This window comes from Pararobbsia alpina, from assembly GCF_965118125.1.
Lineage (GTDB): Bacteria > Pseudomonadota > Gammaproteobacteria > Burkholderiales > Burkholderiaceae > Pararobbsia > Pararobbsia alpina_A.
The window spans coordinates 1,475,697-1,499,826 of sequence record NZ_OZ221287.1; the positions used below are offsets into that span (position 1 = coordinate 1,475,697).

Genomic DNA, 24,130 nt, shown 5'->3' on the forward strand with positions numbered 1-24,130 from the left:
GCCAGAGAAGGTTCTGGAACAGAAAGGGATAATGGATCAATTCGCGAAAGAGACTTTGCCGATCTCCCTTGAGGAGGAAATGCGCCGGTCGTACCTCGATTACGCCATGAGCGTGATTGTCGGGCGTGCGTTACCGGACGTCCGCGACGGCCTCAAACCTGTGCATCGCCGCGTCATGTACGCCATGCACGAGCAGAACAACGACTGGAACCGGGCTCACAAGAAGTCGGCGCGTATCGTCGGTGACGTCATGGGTAAGTACCACCCCCATGGCGATGCATCGATTTACGACACGATCGTGCGGATGGCGCAGAACTTTTCGCTGCGCTATATGCTCGTCGACGGTCAGGGCAATTTCGGGTCGATCGACGGCGACAACGCCGCTGCGATGCGGTACACCGAAATCCGCATGGCCAAGATCGGCCATGAGCTGCTTGCCGACATCGACAAGGAAACCGTCGACTTCGGTCCGAACTATGACGGTAGCGAGCAAGAACCGCTCGTGCTGCCCGCGCGGATCCCGAACCTGCTGATCAACGGCTCGTCGGGTATTGCGGTCGGCATGGCAACCAATATCCCGCCGCACAATCTCAGCGAAGTCATCGACGCCTGCCAGCATTTGCTGCGCAATCCGGATGCGTCGATTGACGAACTGATCGAAATCATTCCGGCGCCCGATTTCCCGACCGCCGGCATCATTTATGGCATCTCGGGCGTGCGCGACGGCTATCGCACGGGGCGCGGCCGCGTCGTGATGCGAGCGCGCACTCACTTCGAAGATATCGATCGGGGTCAACGCGAAGCGATCATCGTCGACGAGCTGCCGTTCCAGGTGAACAAGCGCACGCTGCTCGAGCGCATTGCCGAGCTCGTCAACGAGAAGAAGATCGAGGGCATTTCCGATCTGCGCGACGAGTCCGACAAATCGGGCATGCGCGTCGTCATCGAACTCAAGCGCGGTGAAGTGCCCGAGGTTGTGCTCAACAACCTCTATAAGAATACGCAGCTGCAGGACACGTTCGGCATGAACATGGTCGCGCTCGTCGACGGCCAGCCGCGCCTGCTGAATCTCAAGCAGATTCTCGAGAACTTCATCTCGCATCGCCGTGAAGTCGTCACACGCCGTACGGTGTTCGAGCTGCGCAAGGCTCGCGAACGCGGCCACGTGCTCGAAGGCCTGGCCGTTGCGCTCGCGAACATCGACGAGTTCATCGAGCTGATCAAGTCGGCGCCGACGCCGCCGATCGCGAAGCAGGAACTCATGTCGCGTTCGTGGGACTCCTCGCTCGTGCGCGAAATGCTGTCGCGCACCGACGCGCAGGCCGTCGGTGGGATCGAGGCATTCAGGCCCGAAGGGCTGAATCCGGCGTTCGGCATGCAGGGCGATGGCCTGTACCGTCTGTCGGACACCCAGGCGCAGGAAATTCTGCAGATGCGTCTGCAACGCCTGACGGGTCTCGAGCAGGACAAGATTACCGGCGAATACCGCGACGTTATGGCGCAGATCGCCGACCTGCTCGACATCCTGGCCAAGCCGGAGCGGATCAGCACGATCATTGGCGACGAACTCACGCATATCAAAACCGAGTTCGGCGATGCACGCCGTTCGCTGATCGAGCCGAACGCAATCGACCTGAACACGGAAGACCTGATCGCGCCGACCGATATGGTCGTGACGATGTCGCATGCGGGCTACGTGAAGTCGCAGCCGCTGTCCGAATACCGCGCCCAGAAGCGTGGCGGCCGCGGCAAGCAGGCGATCGCGATGAAGGAAGACGACTGGATCGAGACGCTGTTCATCGCGAACACGCACGACCACATCCTGTGCTTCTCGAACCGCGGCCGCGTGTACTGGGTCAAGGTCTATGAAGTGCCGCAGGGCTCGCGCAATTCGCGCGGCCGGCCGATCGTCAATATGTTCCCGCTTGCCGAAGGCGAGAAGATCAACGTCGTGCTGCCGGTGCGTGAATTCTCGGCTGACCGGTTCGTATTCCTGGCTACGTCGCTCGGCACAGTCAAGAAGACCCCGCTCGAAGCCTTCTCGCGTCCGCTCAAGAAGGGCATCATCGCCGTCAATCTGGACGAGGGCGATTTCCTGATCGGTGCGGCGATCACCGACGGCCAGCACGATGTGATGCTGTTCTCGGATTCGGGCAAGGCCGTGCGTTTCGACGAAAACGATGTGCGTCCGATGGGCCGTGAAGCCCGCGGCGTGCGCGGCATGCAGCTCGAAGACGGGCAGCAGGTTATTGCGATGCTGGTGGCCGGCGACGAGAACCAGTCCGTGCTGACCGCGACCGAAAACGGCTACGGCAAGCGGACCTCGATCACCGAGTACACGCGTCATGGCCGCGGCACGAAGGGCATGATCGCGATCCAGACGAGCGAGCGCAACGGCAAGGTCGTCGCCGCAACGCTGGTCGACGCCGATGCCGAGATCATGCTGATTACCACGTCGGGCGTGCTGATTCGTACCCGCGTTTCAGAGGTCCGCGAAATGGGCCGCGCAACGCAAGGTGTTACACTCATCAGCCTCGACGAAGGCACCCGTTTGTCGGGTCTCCAGCAGATTGCGGAGACCGACGCAGAATCAGACGCAGAAGGCGAGCCGGAAACGGGTGCCGATGACGCGACTGAATAAACATAGCCCGCAGAAATCTTTCAAGTTATTCATGGAGCAATGATGCAAAAGCATTTCAAACTGTTGCCGATCGCGCTGTTCGTCCCGACCCTCGTGTTTGCACAAGCGTTGCAAGGCCAGAACGCACCGGCTGCGGGCACGACCGCCGCACCCGCGCAGGCACAGCAAGCTCCCCAGCAACCGGCTCGCGTCGACATCGACGCACCGAAGAAGGCTGCGATCAAGGACCTGTTCGCCGCCATCGAAGTCGACAAGCTTGAAGCCGCGATGGCCAACAGCGCCCAGATGCGCGCCAAGGAAATGGTTCCGGAAATCCTCCAGGAAGCCCTCGTCGAGAACCAGTCGATGACCGTTGACCAGAAGCGCGCTGTCGTGCCGCAACTGCAACAATCGTCGATTCCCAAGCTAGTCGACTCGGCAGGCACGATCTTCACGACGCCGCAATTCAAGGCTGACCAGACCGATGCGCTGTATCAAGCGTATGCGCGTTACTACTCGACGCAGGAAATCAAGGATCTGACGGCGTTCTACAAGAGCCCGACCGGCCAGAAGTTCCTGCACGCCCAAGACCTCGTCGGTCGCGATGTCGTCAATGGCCTGCTCGACAAGTACATGCCGCAATCGGTCAACGCGACGCGTTCGCTGGCCGACAAGGAAGTGGCAAGCGTGAAGGCGCCGGCGGCCGGCGCAGGTGCAGCTCCGGCAGCGAAGTAAGCCCCGGTAGCCAGACCCCCGTCATGGGCCTTCGGGCCCGTGCCATTGAGGCCGTTTGCGTACGTGCGCAAGCGGCCTTTGTCGTTTCTTGATCTCGGAATCCGAATGCGGGCGTTTAATTTTTCGGCCGGCCCGGCGGCATTGCCCGTCGAAGTGCTGGAGCAGGCAGCGAGCGAGATGCTCGACTGGCAGGGCAGTGGTATGAGCGTGATGGAAATGAGCCATCGCGGCCGCGAGTTCACCTCGATCATCCAGACCGCTGTCGCCGACCTGCGCGAGCTGCTCGCCGTGCCGTCGAATTACAAGATCATGTTCCTGCAAGGCGGCGGGATCGCAGAAAACGCGATCGTGCCGATGAACTTGCTCGGCAAGCGCAACAAGGCGAACTACGTCGTGACGGGTTCGTGGTCGAACAAGTCACAGACCGAAGCGAAGCGCTATGGCGACGTGCACGTCGCGGCGACGTCCAAGGGCAACTACACGTTCATTCCGGCATTCGACAGCTGGAACGTCGAACGCGATGCGGCCTATCTGCACCTTTGCTCGAACGAGACCATCGACGGCGTCGAGTTCAACTCATTTCCGGACCTTGGCGATCTGCCCATCGTCGCGGATGCGTCGTCGCATATCCTGTCGCGGCCGCTCGACGTGTCGCGCTTTGGCGTCGTATACGGCGGGGCGCAAAAGAATATCGGCATGGCCGGCGTGACGATCGTGATCGCGCGCGAGGACCTGCTCGATCAGGCGATGCCGATCTGCCCGAGCGCGTTCACGTGGAAGACTGTCGCCGAAAACGACTCGATGTTCAATACGCCGCCGACGTACGCGATCTATATCGCCGGCCTCGTGTTCAAGTGGCTCAAGGCGCAAGGCGGCCTGGCGGCCATCGAACGCCGGAATATTGCCAAGGCTGAGCTGTTGTATCAAACGATAGACAGCAGTGATTTTTATCTGAACAAAGTGGAACGATCGGCGCGCTCGCGAATGAATGTGCCGTTCTTCCTGGCCGATGAAACGCTCAACGAAGCGTTTCTCGAAGGCGCTAAAGAGCGCCGTCTTCTGCAGCTGAAGGGCCACAAGTCCGTTGGCGGCATGCGTGCATCGATCTACAACGCGGTGCAAATCGACGCTGTGCAGGCACTCGTCGATTACATGAGGGAATTCGAACGAACGCGCGCGTAAGCGCTGCGTCGGAATACCGGATCGCAGGTGTGCGGCTGCGCACCAGGCTGGCCGCCGAGTGTGGCCGCATCGTGCGTCGGCGCCACGCCCCGGGGCAACTTGCCCGGGAACAGGCCTGGCCTGCGCTCGCCCTCGGGCCAGCGCGTGGCGTTGCGCGCCTGCACCGCTCGCATATAGACAATGGACGAAGAACTGAACCTTAAATTGCAGCCGCTGCGCGATCGCATCGATGAGCTCGACGCGCAGTTGCTTGCGTTGCTCAACGAGCGCGCCGCGGTGGTGCTCGAAGTCGGCGAGGTCAAGAAGACCATGTCGGCCCCCGTGTTCCGGCCCGAGCGTGAATTGCAGGTCATCGCGCGCCTGCAGCAGCTTGGCGCGGCCGGTCCGTTGAGGCCCGAGCACGTCGAAGCCATCTGGCGCGAAATCATGTCGGCAAGCCGCTCGCTCGAGCGCGAGCTGACGATCGCCTATCTCGGCCCGGTCGGCACCTACAGCGAGCTCGCGATGCAGACCTTGTTCGGCCAGTCGGTCAAAGGCTTGCCGTGCTCGTCGATCGACGAAGTCTTCCGGGCGGTCGAAGCCGGCGGAGCGGACTATGGCGTGGCACCGGTCGAGAATTCGACCGAAGGCGCCGTCTCCCGCACGCTCGATCTCATGCTCGATACGACGTTGACGATCAGCGGCGAAATCGCCGTGCCGATTCACCATAATCTGCTGACCAAATCGGGCAAGCTCGATGGGGTCAAGCGGGTGTGCGCGCACGCGCAGGCCCTGGCGCAGTGTCAGGAGTGGCTGTCGAAGCACGCGCCGACGCTCGAGCGTCAGGCGGTGTCGAGCAACGCCGAAGCCGCACGTCTCGCCGCGGAAGATCCGACGCTTGCCGCGATCGCCGGCGATCGCGCGGCCGCGCACTACGGCCTGCAGGCCGTGGCCTCGCTGATCCAGGACGATCCGCACAACCGCACGCGTTTTGTCGTGATCGGCGGCACGTCGCCCGAATCGACCGGACGCGACCAGACGTCGATGATTCTGTCGGTGAAGAACGAGCCGGGCGCGGTGTTCCATATGCTCGAGCCGTTTGCGCGGCACGGCGTGTCGATGACGCGCTTCGAGTCGCGGCCCGCGCGCCGTGGGGCATGGGAGTATTGGTTTTATATCGATATCGAGGGCCACAGCGACGATGCGAATGTCGCCGAGGCCATCGAAGAACTCGATCGCAGCGCGGCCTTTATCAAGATCCTCGGGTCGTATCCGCGCTCGCATTGATCGCAGGCGCGAAAGCGCCGGCCGCGCGTGCGTCGCGGCGGCCGGCACCGTCAGTCAGTCAAGAAGGGAGCATTCATGTCCGCCACGTCTTTCGGACCGTCGTACGTCCGTGCACTTGCGCCGTATATCGCCGGCAAGCCCATCTCCGAAGTCGCCCGCGAGTTCGGTCTCGATGAGGCGCGCATCGTCAAGCTCGCATCGAACGAAAACCCGCTCGGCATGCCGCCGTCGGCGCAGGCCGCGATGCAACAGGCCATCAGCGACCTCGGCCGCTATCCCGATGCGAACGGCTTCGATCTGAAGGCGGCGCTGTCCGCGCGATACGGCGTGACCGAAGACTGGATCACGCTTGGCAACGGCAGCAACGATATTCTCGAACTCGCGGCGCATGCGTTCGTTGAGCGCGGTCAGTCGATCGTGTTCGCGCAGTACTCGTTTGCTGTCTATGCGCTGGCGACGCAGGGTGTCGGCGCACGCGCGATCGTTGTGCCGGCGCAGGCCTATGGTCACGATCTCGATGCGATGCTCGCTGCGATCGAAGCCGATACGCGTGTCGTATTCGTCGCCAATCCGAACAACCCGACGGGCACGTTCATTCCGGGTGACAAGATCGAGGCGTTTATCAAGCAGGTGCCCGCGCACGTTGTCGTCGTGCTGGACGAGGCGTACACGGAATACTTGACGGCCGATCAGCGTTACGACGCGATCGAGTGGACGCGCCGGTACCCGAACCTGCTGGTCTCGCGCACGTTCTCGAAGGCCTACGGCCTCGCTGGCCTGCGCGTTGGCTTTGCGATCGGTCAGCCCGCGTTGACCGATTTGCTCAACCGCCTGCGTCAGCCGTTTAACGTTAACAGCATGGCTCAGGCTGCGGCGGTCGCCGCGCTCGGCGATCACGCGTTTCTCGCAAAGAGCGCGGAGATCAATGCGGCCGGCTACAAGAAGCTGACCGCGGCATTCGACGAGCTCGGTCTCGAATACGTGCCGTCGTCGGGCAACTTCGTGCTGGTCCGCGTCGGCGATGACGACAACGCCGGCTCGCGTGTGAATCTCGGCTTGCTCAAGGAAGGCGTGATCGTGCGTCCGGTGGGCAACTATGGCCTGCCGCAGTGGCTGCGCGTGACGATCGGCTTGCCCGAGGAAAACGACGTGTTCCTGGCGGCACTGCGCCGTGTACTCGGCCGCGCGTGATGAGTGCAATGAATTCAGGCCCGCAGGGCGCTGTGTCGCAGGATCCGGCCGCGAATCAGAACGGTAGTGCCGGGCAGGGGGCGGGCGCAGGCGCGGCTGAAGGTGCTCCGCTGCCGGACTCGAACGCTGTTGCGGGACAGACCACGCCTTTGCAAGGCAACGGTTTTGCGTTCCGCAAGATTGTGATCTGCGGAGTCGGCCTGATTGGCGGCTCGCTCGCGCTGGCGCTTCGCCGTGCCGGATGCGTGGGCCCGTCGAGCACGATCGTTGGTGTGGGCCGTTCGCATGCATCGGTCGACCGCGCGGTTGAGCTGGGCGTGGTCGATTCGGCCTGTACGTTTGACGACGTCGCCGGGCTCGCGTCGGCGCTCGATGGCGCCGATATCGTGTTGCTCGCTGCGCCCGTCGCGCAGACCGGCGCCTTGCTCGACGTCATGCTGCCGCATCTGCAGTTGCAGACGATCGTGACCGACGCCGGCAGCACCAAGGGTGACGTGATTGCCGCGGCGCGTGCTTCGCTGGGCTCGCGGGTCGGGCAGTTCGTGCCCGCGCATCCGATCGCGGGTCGTGAGCGCAGTGGTGTCGATGCCGCGCTCGAATCGCTCTATGACGGCCGTAACGTCGTGCTGTGTCCGCTGGACGAGAACCGCGGTGACGATGTCGCGCGTGTCGACGCGATGTGGCAGGCGACCGGCGCCCGCACGCACCGCATGACGGCTGCGCAGCATGACGGCGTGTTCGCGTCGGTCAGCCATCTTCCACACCTGCTGTCGTTTGCGCTGGTCGACCAGATTCTCGATTCGCCTGACGCCGCGCTCAAATTCGGCTTTGCCGCGGGCGGGTTTCGCGATTTCACGCGGATCGCCGCCTCCAGCCCGGAAATGTGGCGCGATATCTTTCTCGCGAACCGCGATGCCGTGCTCGCCGAACTCGACGGCTATACCGCCGTGCTTGCACGTCTGCGCGCCGCCATTGAGCGGGGCGACGGCGAATCGCTGTCGGCGGTGTTCACCCGGGCGCGTGACGCACGGGAGGCGTGGAGCGATCGTCCGGGCACCGGCGCGGCAGGGCAGGCACCGGTCGTTCAGGCTCCGGCCACCGGCCGGACAGACGCCAACCCAGGCAACTGAGGCGTGCGTCGGCATCCGTGCCGGCATTCCAGACGTGCCGCGCGCCTGGTCGAACGGCTGACTGGACGCGCACGGACGCTCGTCGTCCAATAAAGTAGAGCCCACAAGTCGAGCCTGCGTTCATTCGGGCCGGCAAAGGTAGGGCCTTAGCGGCCGTGTTTCGATGTGCTTTTCGGCACGCGACGGCATGGCCGAACAACAGGGATTCAAGATGGAACAACTGGTATTGGGACCGTTCTCGCGTGCTGCCGGCACCGTGCGTCTGCCGGGTTCGAAGAGCATTTCGAATCGCGTGCTGCTGCTGGCGGCGCTCGCCGACGGCGAAACCGTCGTCGACAACTTGCTGGCGTCGGACGACACGAAAGTCATGCTCGAGGCGCTCGCGAAGCTCGGCATCGGGATCGAGCGTGACGGCGATCGCTGCACCGTTCGCGGCGCGGGCGGCGTGTTTCCGGTCAAGGACGGCGAGCTGTTTCTCGGCAACGCCGGTACGGCGGTGCGTCCGCTGACGGCGGCGCTGGCGCTCAGCGGCGGCGAATATCGCGTGCACGGCGTGCCGCGCATGCACGAGCGCCCGATTGGCGACCTCGTCGACGGGCTGCGCCAGATCGGCGCTTCGGTCGACTACGAGCAGAACGAGGGCTTTCCGCCGCTGCGCATTCATCCGGCAACGATCGCCGTCGCCGCGCCGATCCGTGTGCGCGGCGATGTATCGAGCCAGTTTCTGACGGCGTTGCTGCTGACGTTGCCGCTCGTTGCACGCACCGCGCCCGTGGTCATCGAAGTTCAGGGCGAGCTGATCTCGAAGCCGTATATCGAGATCACGACACGCCTGATGGCGCGTTTTGGCGTCGACGTGGCACGCGACGGCTGGTCGCGCTTTACGATTCCGGCGGGGGCGCGCTATCGCTCCCCGGGACGCATCGCGGTCGAGGGCGACGCGTCGTCGGCCTCGTACTTTCTTGCCGCCGGTGCAATCGGCGGTGGCCCGCTGCGCGTGGAAGGCGTCGGCCATACGAGCATCCAGGGCGACGTGCAGTTTGCCGATGCGCTGGCAAAGATGGGCGCGAACGTGTCGGTCGGCGATGAGTGGATCGAAGTCCGCGGTGTCGAGAATGAAGACGGCCGCCTGAGCGCCATCGACATGGATTTCAACCTGATTCCGGATGCCGCGATGACGATCGCGGTCGCGGCGCTGTTTGCCAATGGCCCGAGCACGCTGCGCAATATCGCGAGCTGGCGCGTCAAGGAAACCGACCGGATCGCCGCGATGGCGACCGAGTTGCGCAAGGTGGGCGCGACCGTCGAGGAAGGCCAGGACTACCTCGTCGTGACGCCCCCGGCGGCATTGACGCCGAATGCCGAAATCGACACATACGACGATCACCGGATGGCCATGTGCTTTTCGCTCGTGAGCCTGGCGGGCGTGCCCGTCAAGATCAACGACCCGCGTTGCGTCGGCAAGACGTTCCCCGACTATTTCGACCGTTTCGGGGCTGTGACGCATCAATGAGTGCCAATCTGAAAGTACCGGTCATCACGATCGACGGCCCGACCGCGTCGGGCAAGGGCACCGTGGCCCAGAAGGTGGCCGAAGCGCTGGCGTTTCACTATCTGGATAGCGGGGCGCTCTACCGGTTGACGGCGCTCGCGAGCCTGAAGATCGGGATCGACGAAAACGACGTCGACACGCTTGTCGAACTGGCCCAGGACCTCCATATCGTGTTCCGCGAGGGCTGCGTGCGCCTCGACGGGCAGGACGTGTCGCTCGATATCCGTGCCGAGCACGTGGGTAATCGGGCCTCGTCGATCGCCGTGCATGGCGCGCTGCGGCAGGCGCTGATTGCCCGCCAGCGGGCCTTCCGCGTGCCTCCGGGCCTGGTCGCGGACGGCCGCGACATGGGCACTGTGATCTTCCCGGATGCCACGCTCAAGGTGTTTTTGACCGCCAGCGTGGCCGCCCGCGCGGAGCGCCGATATAAGCAATTGATAGAAAAAGGTTTTTCTGCTAAGCTAGACGATCTCAGTCGCGATTTGCAAGCACGCGACGATCGCGACAGCCAGCGGGCCGCCGCGCCGCTCAAGCCGGCCGACGATGCGCTGACGCTCGATACCTCGGGTCTGGACGTCGAACAGACCGTTCAAACGGTGGTCGGGTGGTTTCGCGAGAGAGTGCAGAAGAAGCAAGAGTAGGCGCAGTGAAGTGTCCCGGGCGTTGTGCTGCGGGACGTGTGTTAAACCTCTAACCCCGCATGTTGACCGTTTGGCAGTGACGCGCGCCGCGCGATGAACGGGAACGTGTGATTTTTCATTTTTTATGTCCGACCTGCAAACCTCAACCTCCAGCAACGAATCCTTTGCGGCTCTGTTCGAAGAGTCGCTGACCCGTCAAGACATGCGCGCCGGCGAAGTGATCTCCGCCGAAGTCGTGCGTGTTGACCACAACTTCGTGGTCGTCAACGCGGGTCTGAAGTCCGAAGCCTATATTCCCATCGAAGAATTCTTCAACGATGCAGGTGAGGTTGAAGTTCAGGCGGGCGACTTCGTTTCGGTCGCGATCGACGCGCTCGAAAACGGTTATGGCGACACGATCCTGTCGCGCGACAAGGCGAAGCGCCTCGCTTCGTGGCTGTCGCTGGAAAAGGCTCTCGACAACAACGAACTCGTGACCGGCACGATCACGGGCAAGGTCAAGGGCGGCCTGACCGTCATGGTCAACGGCATCCGCGCGTTCCTGCCGGGTTCGCTCGTCGACACCCGTCCGGTCAAGGACACGACGCCGTACGAAGGCAAGACCCTCGAATTCCGCGTGATCAAGCTCGACCGCAAGCGCAACAACGTTGTGCTGTCGCGTCGTGCCGTGATCGAAGCCACGCAAGGCGAAGAACGCGCGAAGCTGCTCGAGACGCTCAAGGAAGGCGCGATCGTCGAAGGCGTCGTCAAGAACATCACCGACTACGGTGCGTTCGTTGACCTCGGCGGCATCGACGGCCTGCTGCACATCACCGACATCGCATGGCGCCGCGTGCGTCACCCGAGCGAAGTCCTGTCGGTTGGCCAGGAAGTCACCGCGAAGATCCTCAAGTTCGATCAAGAGAAGAACCGCGTTTCGCTGGGTATCAAGCAACTGGGCGACGATCCGTGGGAAGGCATCTCGCGCCGCTACCCGTCGGGCACGCGTCTGTTCGGCAAGGTCACGAACATCACCGACTACGGCGCATTCGTCGAAGTCGAGTCGGGTATCGAAGGCCTGGTCCACGTCTCGGAAATGGACTGGACGAACAAGAACGTTGCACCGAGCAAGGTTGTCCAGCTTGGCGACGAAGTCGAAGTCATGGTGCTCGAGATCGACGAAGACCGTCGTCGTATCAGCCTCGGCATGAAGCAATGCAAGCCGAATCCGTGGGATGACTTCAGCCGCAACTACAAGAAGGGCGACAAGCTCAAGGGCGCGATCAAGTCGATCACCGACTTCGGCGTGTTCATTGGCCTGCCTGGCGGCATCGACGGCCTGGTCCACCTGTCGGACCTGTCGTGGAACGAAAGCGGCGAAGAAGCGGTTCGCAAGTACAAGAAGGGCGACGAAGTCGAAGCCCTGGTGCTCGGTATCGACGTCGAGAAGGAACGCATCTCGCTCGGTATCAAGCAAATGGAAGGCGACCCGTTCAGCAACTACGTTGCGATGAACGACAAGGGTTCGATCGTGACCGGTTCGGTCAAGACGGTCGACGCGAAGGGTGCTGTCGTGACGCTGCAAGGCGACATCGAAGGCTACCTGCGCGCTTCGGAAATCACGCATGACCGCGTTGAAGATGCGCGCAATGTGCTGAAGGAAGGCCAGCAGGTCGAAGCCGTCGTGATCAACATCGACCGCAAGTCGCGCAGCATCAATCTGTCGATCAAGGCAAAGGACCAGGCTGAACAGTCCGAAGCCATGGCGAAGATGGCGAACGACAGCTCGGCGGCAAGCGGCACGACGAATCTCGGCGCGCTGCTCAAGGCTAAGCTGGACGGTCAGAACCAGTAAGGTTGCCGGCGTATGACCAAATCCGAATTGGTCGCGCAATTGGCCACGCGATTTTCACAACTGGTGTTGAAGGATGTGGATTTCGCCGTGAAGCAGATGCTCGATGCGATGTCCGACTCGCTTGCGAAAGGACACCGCATTGAAATTCGAGGCTTCGGTAGTTTCGGACTGAACCGCCGCCCGTCGCGAGTCGGGCGCAATCCGAAGTCTGGCGAGAAGGTGCTCGTGCCCGAAAAGCACGTGCCGCATTTCAAGCCAGGCAAGGAATTGCGCGAACGCGTCGACGGTCGTGCGGGAGAGCCGCTGAAGCAGGACGGCGCGAGCAGCACGCTGTAAAGCATGCTTGCGCCGCGGTCCGCGGACCGCTTTTCTTCGAGGGTCGCTCAACGAGCGACCTGAAATGAAGCGCGGCACCGGGTTCGACTGACGGCTCGCATCGTCCGCCGCCAATTGAAGTGATTGCAGTACCCTTGAAAAAGCGCCTTCGGGCGCTTTTTTTGTATCTGTGCGGCGTTGCTGCCCGTCCTGCCGGGACATTCGCGGCATCCTTTACAATACGCACGATTCGCAAACCGACGTCACGGCTCGCTGGTCGGGCTGTCCTGGGCGTCTTTCGTCACTCATCAACGGAAACGAATCGCATGAGGTTTATCGTCTGGCTGTTGCGCGCGGTGGTGTTCATTGTGCTGCTCGTGCTCGCGTTGGCGAACACGCAGGACGCATCGCTCAATTTCGTCGCCGGCTACTCGTGGACGGCGCCGCTGATCCTGATCGGCCTCGTGTTCTTCGCCGTTGGCCTGCTGGCCGGTGTGCTGGCCGCCGCGCCGGCGCTTGTGCGACAGCGCCTTGAGATCGGGCGGCTCAAGCGCCAGTTGAAGAACGTGCAGGACACGCCCGCCGTCATCGACGAGCCCCCGCTGCCCCCGATCATTTGACGCGGGCGCCAGGCGCCTCGATACCCGAATGTATTTCCCACTCTCTTTTATTGCCTGATCACACCGCATGGATCTTGATTATTGGTGGCTGTTGCTGATCCCCGTGGTGTTCGGGCTCGGCTGGATGGCCGCGCGTTTCGACGTCAAGCATCTGCTTTCCGAAAGCGCGAGCCTGCCGCGATCCTATTTCCGCGGGCTTAATTTCCTGCTCAACGAGCAGCCGGACCAGGCCATCGATGCGTTTATCGAGGTCGTGAAGCTGGATCCGGAGACGACCGAACTGCACTTTGCGCTGGGCAATCTGTTTCGACGTCGCGGTGAAACCGAGCGCGCGATTCGCGTTCACCAGAACCTGCTCAATCGCAATGACTTGCCCGAAGTCGAACGCGAACACGCCTTGTTCGAACTCGGTCAGGACTTTCTGAAGGCGGGTTTGCTCGACCGTGCCGAAGACACCTTCAAGGCGTTCGGCAGCGGCGCATTCGCGGTCGAAGCGCAACGATGCCTGTTGACGATCTATGAGATCGAGAAGGACTGGGCGCAGGCGATTGCAATGGCTGAAAAGCTCGCGAACACGAGCGGCCAGTCGTATCGCAAGGAGATTGCGCAGTTCCACTGCGAGCGCGCGCAGGAAGCGCTGCAGCGCAAGGACGCGACGGCATCGGCCGACGAGCTGAAGCTCGCGCGTGACGTGAATCCGGCGAACGTGCGAGCGACGATGCTGGCGGGCGACGTCGAGATGGCCGCCGGCAATCCGGCGCGCGCCATCGAGCTGTGGCGCCAGGTCGAAACGCAGTCGGCGGCCCATCTGCCGCTCGTCGTCGAACGCCTGATGAAGGCCTATACGGCGCTCGGCAAGGACGCCGACGGCGCGCACCTCATCATGCAATATCTCGAGAAGTATCCGTCAAACGATCTGCTCGACATCTCGTATGCCTATATTGCGCAGCACGTCGGCACCGAGGCCGCGCATGAACTCGTGCGCGCGCAAATGCAGAAGGCACCGAATCTGGCCGGCATGTCGCGATTGCTCGAATCGCAGGTCGCCACGGCGGAGGAACCGCGGCGCGGCGAACTCGAGCTCATGCGCAATCTGATTCGCCAGCGTACGAAGAACCTGCCGCGCTATACCTGCCAAAGCTGCGGCTTTCGTGCGCGTCTGTTTTACTGGCAGTGCCCGGGCTGCAGCGGCTGGGAAACCTATGCGCCGCGTCGCGTTGAACCGATGGCCAGCGGTGGCTGATCGCCGCCGAATCGACTCAGGAGTATCCCGAAGATCATGAAAATCACTATTATCGGCACTGGCTACGTGGGCCTCGTAACGGGCGCCTGCCTCGCGGAAATCGGCAATGACGTGTTCTGTCTCGACGTCGATCCGCGCAAGATCGACATTCTCAACGCGGGCGGCGTGCCGATTCATGAGCCGGGCTTGCAGGAGCTCATCGCGCGCAATCGCGCAGCGGGGCGCATCCAGTTCTCGACGGACGTCGCTGCCAGCGTCGCGCATGGCGATGTGCAGTTCATCGCGGTCGGGACACCGCCTGATGAAGACGGATCGGCTGATCTGCAATACGTGATCGCCGCCGCGCGCGCCATCGGCAAGCATATGACGGGATTCAAGGTCGTCGTCGACAAGTCGACGGTGCCGGTCGGCACGGCGGCGCGCGTGCAGGCCGCGATCCGCGAAGAGCTGAGTGCGCGCGGCGTTTCCGCGACGTTCTCGGTCGTCTCGAACCCCGAGTTTCTGAAAGAAGGCGCGGCAGTCGACGATTTCATGCGGCCGGACCGCATCGTGCTCGGCTGCGACGACGACGCGCTCGGTCAGAAGGCGCGCGAGATGGTCAAGCGACTGTATGCGCCGTTCAATCGTAACCACGAACGTACGCTTTACATGGATGTCCGTTCGGCAGAGTTCACGAAATACGCGGCCAATGCGATGCTGGCCACGCGGATTTCATTCATGAACGAACTCGCGAATCTCGCCGACTGCGTCGGCGCGGATATCGAAGCCGTGCGCCGCGGGATCGGTTCCGATCCGCGCATCGGATACGACTTTCTGTATTCCGGGTGTGGTTATGGCGGCTCGTGCTTCCCGAAGGACGTGCAGGCCCTGATCCGCACGGCGGACGAAAACGAACAGCGCCTGCATATTCTCGAAGCCGTCGAAGCCGTCAATGAAAACCAGAAGCAGGTGCTGGTACGCAAGATCGTCAAGCGTCTTGGCAATGATTTGAGCGGCAAGCGCTTCGCGGTCTGGGGTCTCGCATTCAAGCCGAACACGGACGATATGCGTGCGGCGCCGAGCCGACCGATCATCGCCGAGCTGCTGGCGCGCGGTGCCTCGATCGTCGCGCACGACCCGGTTTCGATGGAGGAGGCGCGCCGCGTGTTTGCGCTCGATTTCGCGGACCAGCCCGATGCGCTGTCGCGCATCACCTACGTCGACGAACCCCGCAAGGCGCTCGCAGGCGCCGACGCGCTCGTGATCGTGACGGAATGGAAGGCATTCAAGAGCCCGGACTTCGCCTACGTCAAGGCGCAACTCAAGACGCCGCTGATTTTCGACGGCCGTAATCTCTACGACCCGTCGACGGTCGCCGAGCAGGGCATCGAGTACTTCGGTATCGGCCGTTCGGAGACGACGTTCTCGCAGGAAGGGTCCGTCAATGTCGTCGCTTGATTCGGGAAGTGCAATGACCGCATCCACGACCACCATGACATCCTCGACCGCTCAGACGTCGCCTTTGCCCCCCGTGTCCCGCGAACAGCTCGGCGCGTCGCGTGTGCTCGTGGTCGGCGACGTCATGCTCGATCGTTACTGGTTCGGCGACGTGAACCGGATCTCGCCCGAGGCGCCCGTGCCTGTCGTTCACGTCAACCGCAGCGAGGAGCGCCTTGGCGGCGCCGCGAACGTCGCGCGCAACGCCGCTACGCTTGGCGCGCAAACCAGTCTGCTTTGCGTGATCGGCGACGATGAACCTGCGCAGAAGCTCATCGAATTGCTCGAGCACAGCAATGTGTCGGCGCACGTCGAGCGCGACCCCGGTCTCGCGACGACCATCAAGCTGCGCATCGTGTCTCGACAGCAGCAGCTGATCCGTATCGACTTCGAGAACACACCGACACATGAGGTCCTGCTTGCCGGCCTCGCCCGATTCGACGCCTTGCTTTCGGGCCATGATGTCGTGCTGCTCTCCGACTACGCGAAGGGCGGTCTCACGCACGTCGAACGCATGATTGCGAGCGCGCGTGCCGCAGGCCGTACGGTGCTCGTCGATCCGAAGGGGGATGACTGGGCACGCTATCGCGGCGCTTCGGTCATCACGCCGAATCGCGCGGAATTGCGTGAAGTCGTGGGCAGGTGGCAATCGGAAGCGGATCTCGAGCAGCGCGTGGCGAAGCTGCGTGCCGAACTCGGCTTGTCGGCGCTGCTGCTCACACGGTCTGAAGAGGGCATGACGCTCTTCACCGATGCCGGCGCCGTGCACGAGCCGACGCATGCGCGCGAAGTGTATGATGTTTCGGGTGCGGGCGACACCGTGATCGCCACGCTTGCAGCGATGCTTGGCGCAGGCCTCTCGCTGCCCCAGGCAATGGCCTACGCGAATCGCGCGGCAGGCGTGGTCGTCGCGAAGCTCGGTACGGCGACCGTCGAATACCATGAGCTGTTCGGCTAAGACCCGACAGTGACAGTCTTACGAAGCTGGACTGCCCCGGGCGGTCTGGCTTGCGTGTCTTATCCTCGCAAGGCGACCCATGACACTTATCGTTACCGGCGCGGCCGGCCTGATCGGCAGCAACCTCGTCAAGGCGCTCAATGAGCGTGGCGAGACCGACATCATCGCGGTCGACAACCTGACGCGCGCCGACAAGTTCCGCAATCTCGTCGACTGCGAAATCACCGACTATCTCGACAAGACCGAGTTCGTCGAGCGCTTCGCATCGGGATACTTCGGCAAGGTCCGCGGACTGTTCCACGAAGGCGCGTGCTCCGACACGATGGAGACCGACGGCCGTTACATGATGGACAACAACTTCCGCTACTCGAGCGCGTTGCTGGACGCGTGTATCGGGCAGCGGGTGCCGTTCCTGTACGCGTCGTCGGCCGCGATTTATGGCGGGTCGGAGACGTTCGTCGAGAACCGCGAATCGGAGCGGCCGCTGAACGTCTACGGCTATTCGAAATTCCTGTTCGATCAGATCGTTCGTCGGCGCCTGCCGACGGCGAAGAGCCAGATCGTCGGCTTTCGCTACTTCAACGTCTATGGTCCCCGTGAACAGCACAAGGGTCGCATGGCGTCGGTCGCGTTCCACAACTTCAACCAGTTCCGTGCAGAAGGCAAGGTCAAGCTGTTCGGCGAATACAACGGATACGGCAAAGGGATGCAGACGCGTGACTTCGTGTCTGTCGAAGACGTCGTGCGTGTGAACCTGCACTTCTTCGATCGCCCTCAGCTCACCGGGATTTTCAATCTCGGCACGGGGAATGCGCAGCCGTTTAACGACGTCGCATCCACGGTCGTCAATACAATGCGCGCGCTCAAGGGCGAGACGCGCCTGTCGCTCGAGGATCTCGTTGCGCAAGGCCTGATCGAATACATCCCGTTCCCGGATGCGCTGCGTGGCAAGTATCAATGCTTTACCGAAGCCGATCAGACGCGTTTGCGCGCGGCCGGTTATACGGTGCCGTTTCTGACCGTGCAGCAGGGCGTCGAGCGTTACGTGCAGTGGATGATCGAGCAGAATCACTAAAGACCGGACGACCGTCGAAGGCCGGACAGCCTTCGAACGTATCTTCGGCATAGGCCTTCCGGCTGACTACGCGCCGGATGGCGCGCTCCCTAGACTGGCTTCTCATCGCGGCATCGTGCTGCGATGGGTTTCCAAGGGAGTCAGCATGTGCATTATCAAACGTGGGTTCAGCGCGGTCATGGCACTCGCGCTCGGGGTGTCGGTATCGTCGGCGTACGCAGCGGTCGACGTGAACACGTCCAACGAGGCCGCGCTCGAAAGCATTACGGGAATTGGCGTGTCCAAGGCACGAGCGATTGTCAAGGAACGCGAAGCAAACGGCCCGTTCAAGGACGACGATGACCTGGCCGCGCGCATCAGCGGACTCGGTCCCAAATCGATCGCACACTTGCGCGAGAACGGCCTGACGATCGGCAGCACGGGCGCGCAGGGAAGCGGGGCGCGCAGTGGATCGACTGCGGCGGGCGTGCCTGAAGCTGCGGCGGGCGGTGCGACTGCGCCAATTCCCGCGCACAGCAAGAGCGCGGCGCGCGCTACGCAAGCGGCGCGCAAATAGCGTTCACCTCACACCGTTCTGACATTGAGCACACGCGGTTGTGTGCAGGCAGGGCACGACGAAGCATCGCTACGCCGTGCCCGCGCTAAAGGCCTCCCCGATGACCTCGTTGCCAGCATGCCTGACAGGCGTGGATTACAATCAAACGCTCTACACGTCTCGAGCCTTCGCATCCCTACCTTCGCCATGCCTTACAAAACTATCGAAGACACCATCGGCAATACACCGCTCGTTCAACTCGTTCGTCTGCCGGACGATGAGATTCGCGCGCGGAACAACGTGATTCTTGGCAAGCTCGAGGGCAACAACCCCGCGGGTTCGGTCAAGGACAGGCCGGCGTTATCGATGATCAAGCAGGCAGAGGCACGTGGCCGTATCAAGCCGGGCGATACGCTGATCGAAGCGACGAGCGGCAACACAGGTATTGCGCTCGCGATGGCGGCTGCGATCCGCGGGTACAAGATGGTCCTGCTGATGCCCGAGGACTTGTCGGTCGAGCGTCGGCAAAGCATGGCGGCGTATGGGGCGGAAATCATTCTGACGCCGCTCAAAGGCGGCATGGAGTACGCGCGCGACCTCGCCGAGCAGATGCAGCGAGATGGGAAGGGCGTGATCCTCGACCAGTTCGCCAATCCCGACAATCCGCTTGCGCACTATCAGACCACCGGTCCGGAGATCTGGCGCGATACCGAAGGGCGCATCACGCACTTCGTGTCGGCGATGGGCACGACGGGCACGATCATGGGTGTGTCGCAGTTCCTGAAAGAACAGAATTCGGCGATCCAGATCATCGGTGCGCAGCCGGCTGAAGGTTCGCGCATTCCGGGTATCCGCAAATGGCCGGAAGCGTATATGCCGAAGATTTTCGATCGGGCGCGCGTCGATCGGGAAGAGTCCGTGAGTCAGGCAGAAGCCGAGTCGATGGCGCGGCGCCTGGCATCGGTCGAAGGGATTTTCTGCGGCATCTCCGCGGCGGGCGCATGTGAAGTCGCGCTGCGCATCGCGCGGCAAGTCGAGAACGCGACGATCGTGTTTGTCGTGTGCGACCGCGGCGATCGCTATTTGTCGACGGGCGTATTCCCCGCCTGAGCAGGCCACGCCGCGCATCACCGCTTAGGGCTCGCCCGACGGTGAGGCACACATCGGTGCGTGCGGCGAAAGCAGTTCAAGCCGCATCGGTTCTCAGCTCTTGCGAGCTAGCTGGGGGAGGGCACATCTGTGTGCGCAGCGGAATCAGTTTGCACCGCGCGGGCTCTCACCTCCGGGCAACACCTGAGGGTGAGAGAACATCTGTGCTCACAGTGGGATCAGTTTGAACCGCTGCCTTGACCCGCCGGCGCGTTGACACTGTTGGCGGGAGCGCCGCTGGCATCATTCGCGCGCGCGGCTGCGGCGGCATCGAGGGCCATGACCTTTGCCTTGACCGCTTCGCCGAGTTCGTAGACCGCCTGGGCGTAGAAGAAGCTGCGGTTATAGCGCGTCAGCACGTAGAAGTTCTTGAGGCCCAGCACATACTGGGTCGGCGCGGCCGGTGAAGGCAGATCGACCGACGTCAGCATCGTAGAGCCTTCACGCGCCGGGTCCAGGCCGGGCTGATTGAGCAGCATGCCCGCCGTGAGCAATTGATTGAGCGTCCACGCGGGTTCGGGCTTGCCGTCGTTCGCAGCCTGCGCGATCCCGACGCTGCCCGTGTCGCCGGCGATATGCCACTCGACGGGGCGATCCTTCTCCCAGCCATTCTTGCTCAGATAATTGGCCACGCTGCCGATCGCATCGGTCGGGTTGTTGCGCAGATCGATCGTCTTGTTGCCGTCGAAATTCACCGCGTACTGCACGATGCTGCTCGGCATGAATTGAGGAATGCCGATCGCGCCCGCATACGAACCCTGAACCGTGGTCGGGTCGATGCCCGAGTCGCGAGTCCAGACGAGCAGGTCGGCCAGATTGCGTCGGAACGTCTGCTCGCGTTCGGCCTGGTTCGGCGTCGGCGGATAGTCGAACGAGAGCGTGGTCAGCGCGTCGAGCACACGGAAGTTACCCATGTACTTGCCATAGATAGTCTCCACACCAATGATGCCGACGACCGCCTCGGGCGGCACGCCGTACTGCGCGTAGGCACGCTGCAGCGCATCCCGGTTTTCGCGCCAGAACTTGACGCCCGCATTGATACGGATCGGTTCGACGAAGCGGCTTCGATACACTTGCCAGTTCTTGACGCCCGGTGCAGGCGCCGGAGTCACGAGCTTGACGGCCGTCGCGGAATAGCTGACCTGATTGAACAACTGGTGGAGCGCGTCTGCATCGAAGTCGTATCGCGCGACCATGTCGTTGATGAAGGCGTCGACGTCCGGGTTATTCGCATAACGCTGCGGGACGATTTCTTCTTCGAAGGTCTGGCCGGGTGCACCGGACTGACCGGGAAAGGTCTGGGGTGCGGGGTCCTGTGCAAACGCAGTCGTCGATGCAAGCGCGAATCCCGCAGCTGCAAGCGCGATTCGGGCGGACATACCGGAAGTGAGACGGAGAGCAAACAGGCGAGACAAGCGTGAGGCGATCATTGGTCGTGTCGGGCGCGGTTTGCAAGCAGTATAACCGAGGCCGCTGTGGTAACTTATTGTCATTCGAACCCGCACCGGGCTTAGCGTGCGATTCGACCCACATTGCAACGAGCATGGCCACCGCACTCTATTCCCATCCTGATTGCGTCCTGCACGACATGGGCGAATGGCATCCCGAATGTCCCAGGCGTCTGCAGGCGATCGAAGATCAACTGATCGCGAGCCGCATCGACCCCTTGCTCGTGCACGAGGATGCTCCGCTCGTCGACGAGAACGAGCTGTTGCGCGTCCATCGTCCTGAGCACATTGACCATCTGCGCGCGCTTGCGCCCGTCGACGGTTATGCCGAGATCGATGCCGACACGCGGATGAACGAGCACAGCTGGCGTGCGGCCATGCGTGCGGCCGGCGCGGCCGTTGCGGCGACCGATGCGGTCATCGATGGCCGCTATGACAACGCGTTCTGCAGCGTGCGTCCGCCGGGCCATCACGCCGAACCCGATCGCGCGATGGGGTTCTGTCTTTTCAATAACGTGGCGATCGCCGCACGGCATGCGCTTGATGTGCGTGGGCTGTCACGCGTGGCGATCGTCGATTTTGACGTGCACCACGGCAACGGCACGGAGGCCGCGTTCGCGGGCGACCGGCGTGTACTGATGTGCGGCTTGTTTCAGCACCCGTTCTATCCGTATTCGGGGGACACCCCGATGGCGCCGAACATGATCAACGTACCGCTGGCCGCTCGCACGAACGGCGCGACCATGCGCGAGGCCGTTGACATGATGTGGATTCCCGCGCTGGAAACCTTCAAGCCCGAGATGATTTTCGTATCGGCGGGTTTCGATGCGCATCGCGAAGACGATCTCGGCGGCCTGGGCTTTGTCGAGGCCGACTACGAGTGGCTGACGATGCAGATCTGCGCGATCGCGAAGCGGTATGCCAAAGGCCGCATCGTGAGTTGTCTCGAGGGCGGCTACAACCTGTCGGCGCTGGGCCGAAGCGTCGCGACGCATATCAAGGTGCTGACCGAAGCATGAGCGCCCGCGTCCGGCGGATTCGCGTCGGACGCGTTCTCGAATGACTGTCTGAAACGAGGCAAAGCGCCACGTGGCGGCCGATTTCAAGGGTTAGAACTTTTTATCCACTATGGCCGCTGGCCAAATCCCGAACTCGCCCCTAAAATAGCACGACCGTTCGGCAAATGAGACGGGTCTAATGCGCAAGGCTGCGCTTTGCATCGGGCGCGGCGAGTCGGCAGGACCCGGCTCTGACCGGGACGTCGGCACAGCGGTACGCGCGTGGCAGGCAGGGCCAGGAGCGTCGGGCCAGCTTGACTGGCTGAGAGGCGGCCCCGTGCCAGCATCGTGGCCTGATCATGCACACAGGCCGTGGGCGGTTGAACAGGCCCCTGTCGCTATAATGGTGCGATTGACGTATTCGTTACTCTGGAGCATGTGGATGAAAGTATTGGTGCCAGTCAAGCGCGTGGTCGACTACAACGTCAAAGTCCGCGTGAAGTCCGATGGTTCGGGCGTCGATATTGCCAACGTGAAGATGTCGATGAACCCGTTCGACGAGATCGCTGTGGAAGAGGCGGTGCGCCTCCGGGAAGCGGGCGTTGCGACGGAAGTCGTCGTGGTGTCGGCCGGTGTGACCCAGTGCCAGGAAACGCTGCGCACGGCGCTCGCGATCGGCGCAGACCGTGCGATTCTGGTCGAGACGGCTGATGAACTCCAGCCGCTGGCCGTCGCAAAGATCCTCAAGGCGCTTGTCGACAAGGAACAGCCGCAGCTCGTGATCCTCGGCAAGCAGGCGATCGACGACGACGCGAACCAGACCGGCCAGATGCTTGCCGCACTCGCCAATCTGCCGCAAGCGACCTTCGCATCGAAGGTCACCGTCGCCGACGGTAAGGTGCAGGTCACGCGTGAAGTCGACGGCGGCCTCGAAACGCTGTCGCTGACGCTGCCCGCGGTGGTCACCACCGATCTGCGTCTCAACGAGCCGCGCTATGTGACGCTGCCCAACATCATGAAGGCGAAGAAGAAGCCGCTCGAGACGATCAAGCCGGCGGATCTCGGTGTGGACACTGCACCGCGCCACAAGACGTTGAAGGTCGCCGAGCCGGCGCAGCGTGCGGCGGGCGTCAAGGTGCCCGACGTCGCGACGCTCGTGACCAAGCTCAAGACTGAAGCCAAAGTGCTGTAAAGGGATACCGACATGACGATTCTGATTCTCGCCGAACACGACAACCAGTCGATCAAGAGCGCGACGCTGCATGTGGTCGCTGCTGGCCAGAAGATCGGTGGCGATATCCACGTGCTCATCGCCGGCCACAATGCACAAGCCGCTGCCGACGCAGCCGCAAAGCTGCCGGGCGTCACGAAGGTGCTGCTTGCGGATGCCCCCCAGCTCGCTGACGGTCTTGCCGAAAACGTCGAAGCTACCGTGCTGACGATCGCGAAGAACTATTCGCACATCCTCGCGCCGGCCACCGCGTTCGGCAAGAACGTGGCGCCGCGAATCGCCGCGAAGCTCGACGTCGGCCAGTTCAGCGACATCACGGGTGTGGTCAGCGCCGATACGTTCGAGCGTCCGATCTACGCCGGCAATGCGATTGCCACCGTGCAGACGAGCGACCCGATCAAGGTCATCACGGTGCGCGGCACGGCGTTCGACGCAGTTGCATCGGAAGGCGGCAGCGCATCGGTCGAGAAGATCGAAGCGGCGGCCGACAGCGGCATCTCGAAGTTCGTCAGCCGCGAAGTGACGAAGCTCGACCGTCCGGAACTGACGTCGGCGCAGATCATCGTGTCGGGCGGTCGTGGCCTGGGCAGCGGCGAAAACTACACGCAGGTGCTGGAGCCGCTCGCCGACAAGCTCAGCGCGGCGCTCGGCGCGTCGCGTGCGGCCGTCGATGCCGGCTACGTGCCGAACGATTATCAAGTCGGGCAGACGGGCAAGATCGTCGCGCCGCAACTGTATATCGCGGTCGGCATCTCGGGTGCGATCCAGCATCTGGCCGGTATGAAGGACTCGAAGGTGATCGTTGCGATCAACAAGGATCCCGAAGCGCCGATTTTCAGCGTGGCCGACTACGGTCTCGTTGGCGATCTGTTCTCGGTCGTGCCTGAGTTGGTCAAGGCACTCGGCTGATCGCCAGGCTGGAGGAGACAAG

Annotated in this window: 21 protein-coding genes; 20 read left to right on the forward strand and 1 reads right to left on the reverse strand. The window is 62.7% G+C overall.

The features are described from left to right. Positions 1-31: 31 nt before the first annotated feature. The 17 genes from gyrA (at position 32) to cysM (ending at position 19,483) form a co-directional block, all read left to right on the forward strand. Entirely contained in the window at positions 32-2,641 is a 2,610-nt protein-coding gene (gyrA, locus tag ACMFWR_RS06300) for a DNA gyrase subunit A (RefSeq protein WP_413194149.1), read from the forward strand. 42 nt (positions 2,642-2,683) lie between these two features. Next, positions 2,684-3,355 carry a DUF2059 domain-containing protein gene (locus ACMFWR_RS06305; RefSeq protein ID WP_413194800.1) on the forward strand — a complete coding sequence of 224 codons (672 nt, stop codon included), beginning with the start codon at positions 2,684-2,686 and terminating at the stop codon, positions 3,353-3,355. A gap of 105 nt (positions 3,356-3,460) precedes the next feature. Next, complete coding sequence (serC, locus tag ACMFWR_RS06310) at positions 3,461-4,537, forward strand: 3-phosphoserine/phosphohydroxythreonine transaminase (RefSeq protein ID WP_413194150.1); 1,077 nt, start codon at positions 3,461-3,463, stop codon at positions 4,535-4,537. Between the two features lie 180 nt (positions 4,538-4,717). Further along, on the forward strand, positions 4,718-5,803 hold the full coding sequence (gene pheA, locus ACMFWR_RS06315) for a prephenate dehydratase (RefSeq protein ID WP_413194151.1): 1,086 nt from the start codon (positions 4,718-4,720) through the stop codon (positions 5,801-5,803). A 75-nt stretch (positions 5,804-5,878) separates the two neighbouring features. Next, positions 5,879-6,994: a histidinol-phosphate transaminase gene (gene hisC / locus ACMFWR_RS06320; protein ID WP_413194152.1), complete on the forward strand. Its 1,116-nt coding sequence runs from the start codon at positions 5,879-5,881 to the stop codon at positions 6,992-6,994. An 8-nt stretch (positions 6,995-7,002) separates the two neighbouring features. Continuing rightward, positions 7,003-8,124, forward strand: coding sequence for a prephenate dehydrogenase (locus tag ACMFWR_RS06325; RefSeq protein ID WP_413194153.1), 1,122 nt, complete (start codon positions 7,003-7,005; stop codon positions 8,122-8,124). A gap of 211 nt (positions 8,125-8,335) precedes the next feature. Continuing rightward, a complete protein-coding gene (gene aroA / locus ACMFWR_RS06330; RefSeq protein ID WP_413194801.1) occupies positions 8,336-9,637 on the forward strand; it encodes a 3-phosphoshikimate 1-carboxyvinyltransferase in 1,302 nt (433 codons plus the stop codon). Further along, complete coding sequence (cmk, locus tag ACMFWR_RS06335; RefSeq protein WP_413194154.1) at positions 9,634-10,317, forward strand: (d)CMP kinase; 684 nt, start codon at positions 9,634-9,636, stop codon at positions 10,315-10,317. Before aroA ends, cmk begins: the two co-directional genes overlap by 4 nt. A gap of 124 nt (positions 10,318-10,441) precedes the next feature. Next, positions 10,442-12,151, forward strand: a complete 1,710-nt coding sequence (gene rpsA / locus ACMFWR_RS06340) for a 30S ribosomal protein S1 (RefSeq protein WP_413194155.1) — start codon at positions 10,442-10,444, stop codon at positions 12,149-12,151. Between the two features lie 12 nt (positions 12,152-12,163). After that, positions 12,164-12,487: an integration host factor subunit beta gene (locus ACMFWR_RS06345; RefSeq protein WP_413194156.1), complete on the forward strand. Its 324-nt coding sequence runs from the start codon at positions 12,164-12,166 to the stop codon at positions 12,485-12,487. A 305-nt stretch (positions 12,488-12,792) separates the two neighbouring features. Continuing rightward, positions 12,793-13,086, forward strand: a complete 294-nt coding sequence (locus ACMFWR_RS06350; protein ID WP_413194157.1) for a LapA family protein — start codon at positions 12,793-12,795, stop codon at positions 13,084-13,086. Positions 13,087-13,153: 67 nt separating this feature from the next. Further along, positions 13,154-14,329: a lipopolysaccharide assembly protein LapB gene (lapB, locus tag ACMFWR_RS06355; RefSeq protein ID WP_413194158.1), complete on the forward strand. Its 1,176-nt coding sequence runs from the start codon at positions 13,154-13,156 to the stop codon at positions 14,327-14,329. A gap of 36 nt (positions 14,330-14,365) precedes the next feature. Beyond that, positions 14,366-15,766: a UDP-glucose dehydrogenase family protein gene (locus ACMFWR_RS06360; RefSeq protein ID WP_413194159.1), complete on the forward strand. Its 1,401-nt coding sequence runs from the start codon at positions 14,366-14,368 to the stop codon at positions 15,764-15,766. 34 nt (positions 15,767-15,800) lie between these two features. Next, positions 15,801-16,763, forward strand: a complete 963-nt coding sequence (rfaE1, locus tag ACMFWR_RS06365; RefSeq protein WP_413194160.1) for a D-glycero-beta-D-manno-heptose-7-phosphate kinase — start codon at positions 15,801-15,803, stop codon at positions 16,761-16,763. Positions 16,764-16,842: 79 nt separating this feature from the next. Next, the gene (gene rfaD / locus ACMFWR_RS06370; protein ID WP_413194161.1) at positions 16,843-17,838 is read left to right on the forward strand and encodes an ADP-glyceromanno-heptose 6-epimerase; all 996 of its coding nucleotides are present in this window, start codon (positions 16,843-16,845) and stop codon (positions 17,836-17,838) included. A gap of 145 nt (positions 17,839-17,983) precedes the next feature. After that, positions 17,984-18,394 carry a ComEA family DNA-binding protein gene (locus ACMFWR_RS06375; RefSeq protein WP_413194162.1) on the forward strand — a complete coding sequence of 137 codons (411 nt, stop codon included), beginning with the start codon at positions 17,984-17,986 and terminating at the stop codon, positions 18,392-18,394. 186 nt (positions 18,395-18,580) lie between these two features. Next, positions 18,581-19,483: a cysteine synthase CysM gene (gene cysM / locus ACMFWR_RS06380; protein WP_413194163.1), complete on the forward strand. Its 903-nt coding sequence runs from the start codon at positions 18,581-18,583 to the stop codon at positions 19,481-19,483. Between the two features lie 218 nt (positions 19,484-19,701). On the opposite strand, the gene mltB is transcribed toward cysM, so the two are convergent. After that, positions 19,702-20,901, reverse strand: coding sequence for a lytic murein transglycosylase B (gene mltB, locus ACMFWR_RS06385; RefSeq protein ID WP_413194164.1), 1,200 nt, complete (start codon positions 20,899-20,901; stop codon positions 19,702-19,704). A gap of 164 nt (positions 20,902-21,065) precedes the next feature. On the opposite strand from mltB, the gene ACMFWR_RS06390 reads away from it, so the two are divergent. From ACMFWR_RS06390 to ACMFWR_RS06400, 3 genes are all read left to right on the forward strand, one after another. Then, a complete protein-coding gene (locus ACMFWR_RS06390) occupies positions 21,066-21,989 on the forward strand; it encodes a histone deacetylase family protein (RefSeq protein WP_413194165.1) in 924 nt (307 codons plus the stop codon). 421 nt (positions 21,990-22,410) lie between these two features. Next, positions 22,411-23,160 carry an electron transfer flavoprotein subunit beta/FixA family protein gene (locus tag ACMFWR_RS06395; RefSeq protein WP_413194166.1) on the forward strand — a complete coding sequence of 250 codons (750 nt, stop codon included), beginning with the start codon at positions 22,411-22,413 and terminating at the stop codon, positions 23,158-23,160. Positions 23,161-23,172: 12 nt separating this feature from the next. Continuing rightward, the gene (locus ACMFWR_RS06400) at positions 23,173-24,108 is read left to right on the forward strand and encodes an electron transfer flavoprotein subunit alpha/FixB family protein (RefSeq protein WP_413194167.1); all 936 of its coding nucleotides are present in this window, start codon (positions 23,173-23,175) and stop codon (positions 24,106-24,108) included. The last annotated feature ends 22 nt before the right edge of the window (positions 24,109-24,130 follow it).

Excerpts from the sequence above, each read along its gene's own strand:
- rpsA (WP_413194155.1), top strand. The coding sequence starts at position 10,442 with ATGTCCGACCTGCAAACCTCAACCTCCAGCAACGAATCCTTTGCGGCT.
- ACMFWR_RS06345 (WP_413194156.1), top strand. The coding sequence starts at position 12,164 with ATGACCAAATCCGAATTGGTCGCGCAATTGGCCACGCGATTTTCACAA.
- pheA (WP_413194151.1), top strand. The coding sequence starts at position 4,718 with ATGGACGAAGAACTGAACCTTAAATTGCAGCCGCTGCGCGATCGCATC.
- rfaD (WP_413194161.1), top strand. The coding sequence starts at position 16,843 with ATGACACTTATCGTTACCGGCGCGGCCGGCCTGATCGGCAGCAACCTC.
- serC (WP_413194150.1), top strand. The coding sequence starts at position 3,461 with ATGCGGGCGTTTAATTTTTCGGCCGGCCCGGCGGCATTGCCCGTCGAA.
- mltB (WP_413194164.1), bottom strand. The coding sequence starts at position 20,901 with ATGTCCGCCCGAATCGCGCTTGCAGCTGCGGGATTCGCGCTTGCATCG.
- ACMFWR_RS06305 (WP_413194800.1), top strand. The coding sequence starts at position 2,684 with ATGCAAAAGCATTTCAAACTGTTGCCGATCGCGCTGTTCGTCCCGACC.
- ACMFWR_RS06400 (WP_413194167.1), top strand. The coding sequence starts at position 23,173 with ATGACGATTCTGATTCTCGCCGAACACGACAACCAGTCGATCAAGAGC.
- ACMFWR_RS06350 (WP_413194157.1), top strand. The coding sequence starts at position 12,793 with ATGAGGTTTATCGTCTGGCTGTTGCGCGCGGTGGTGTTCATTGTGCTG.
- ACMFWR_RS06325 (WP_413194153.1), top strand. The coding sequence starts at position 7,003 with ATGAATTCAGGCCCGCAGGGCGCTGTGTCGCAGGATCCGGCCGCGAAT.
- ACMFWR_RS06395 (WP_413194166.1), top strand. The coding sequence starts at position 22,411 with ATGAAAGTATTGGTGCCAGTCAAGCGCGTGGTCGACTACAACGTCAAA.
- ACMFWR_RS06390 (WP_413194165.1), top strand. The coding sequence starts at position 21,066 with ATGGCCACCGCACTCTATTCCCATCCTGATTGCGTCCTGCACGACATG.
- cysM (WP_413194163.1), top strand. The coding sequence starts at position 18,581 with ATGCCTTACAAAACTATCGAAGACACCATCGGCAATACACCGCTCGTT.
- ACMFWR_RS06360 (WP_413194159.1), top strand. The coding sequence starts at position 14,366 with ATGAAAATCACTATTATCGGCACTGGCTACGTGGGCCTCGTAACGGGC.
- gyrA (WP_413194149.1), top strand. The coding sequence starts at position 32 with ATGGATCAATTCGCGAAAGAGACTTTGCCGATCTCCCTTGAGGAGGAA.
- aroA (WP_413194801.1), top strand. The coding sequence starts at position 8,336 with ATGGAACAACTGGTATTGGGACCGTTCTCGCGTGCTGCCGGCACCGTG.
- ACMFWR_RS06375 (WP_413194162.1), top strand. The coding sequence starts at position 17,984 with ATGTGCATTATCAAACGTGGGTTCAGCGCGGTCATGGCACTCGCGCTC.
- cmk (WP_413194154.1), top strand. The coding sequence starts at position 9,634 with ATGAGTGCCAATCTGAAAGTACCGGTCATCACGATCGACGGCCCGACC.
- lapB (WP_413194158.1), top strand. The coding sequence starts at position 13,154 with ATGGATCTTGATTATTGGTGGCTGTTGCTGATCCCCGTGGTGTTCGGG.
- rfaE1 (WP_413194160.1), top strand. The coding sequence starts at position 15,801 with ATGACATCCTCGACCGCTCAGACGTCGCCTTTGCCCCCCGTGTCCCGC.
- hisC (WP_413194152.1), top strand. The coding sequence starts at position 5,879 with ATGTCCGCCACGTCTTTCGGACCGTCGTACGTCCGTGCACTTGCGCCG.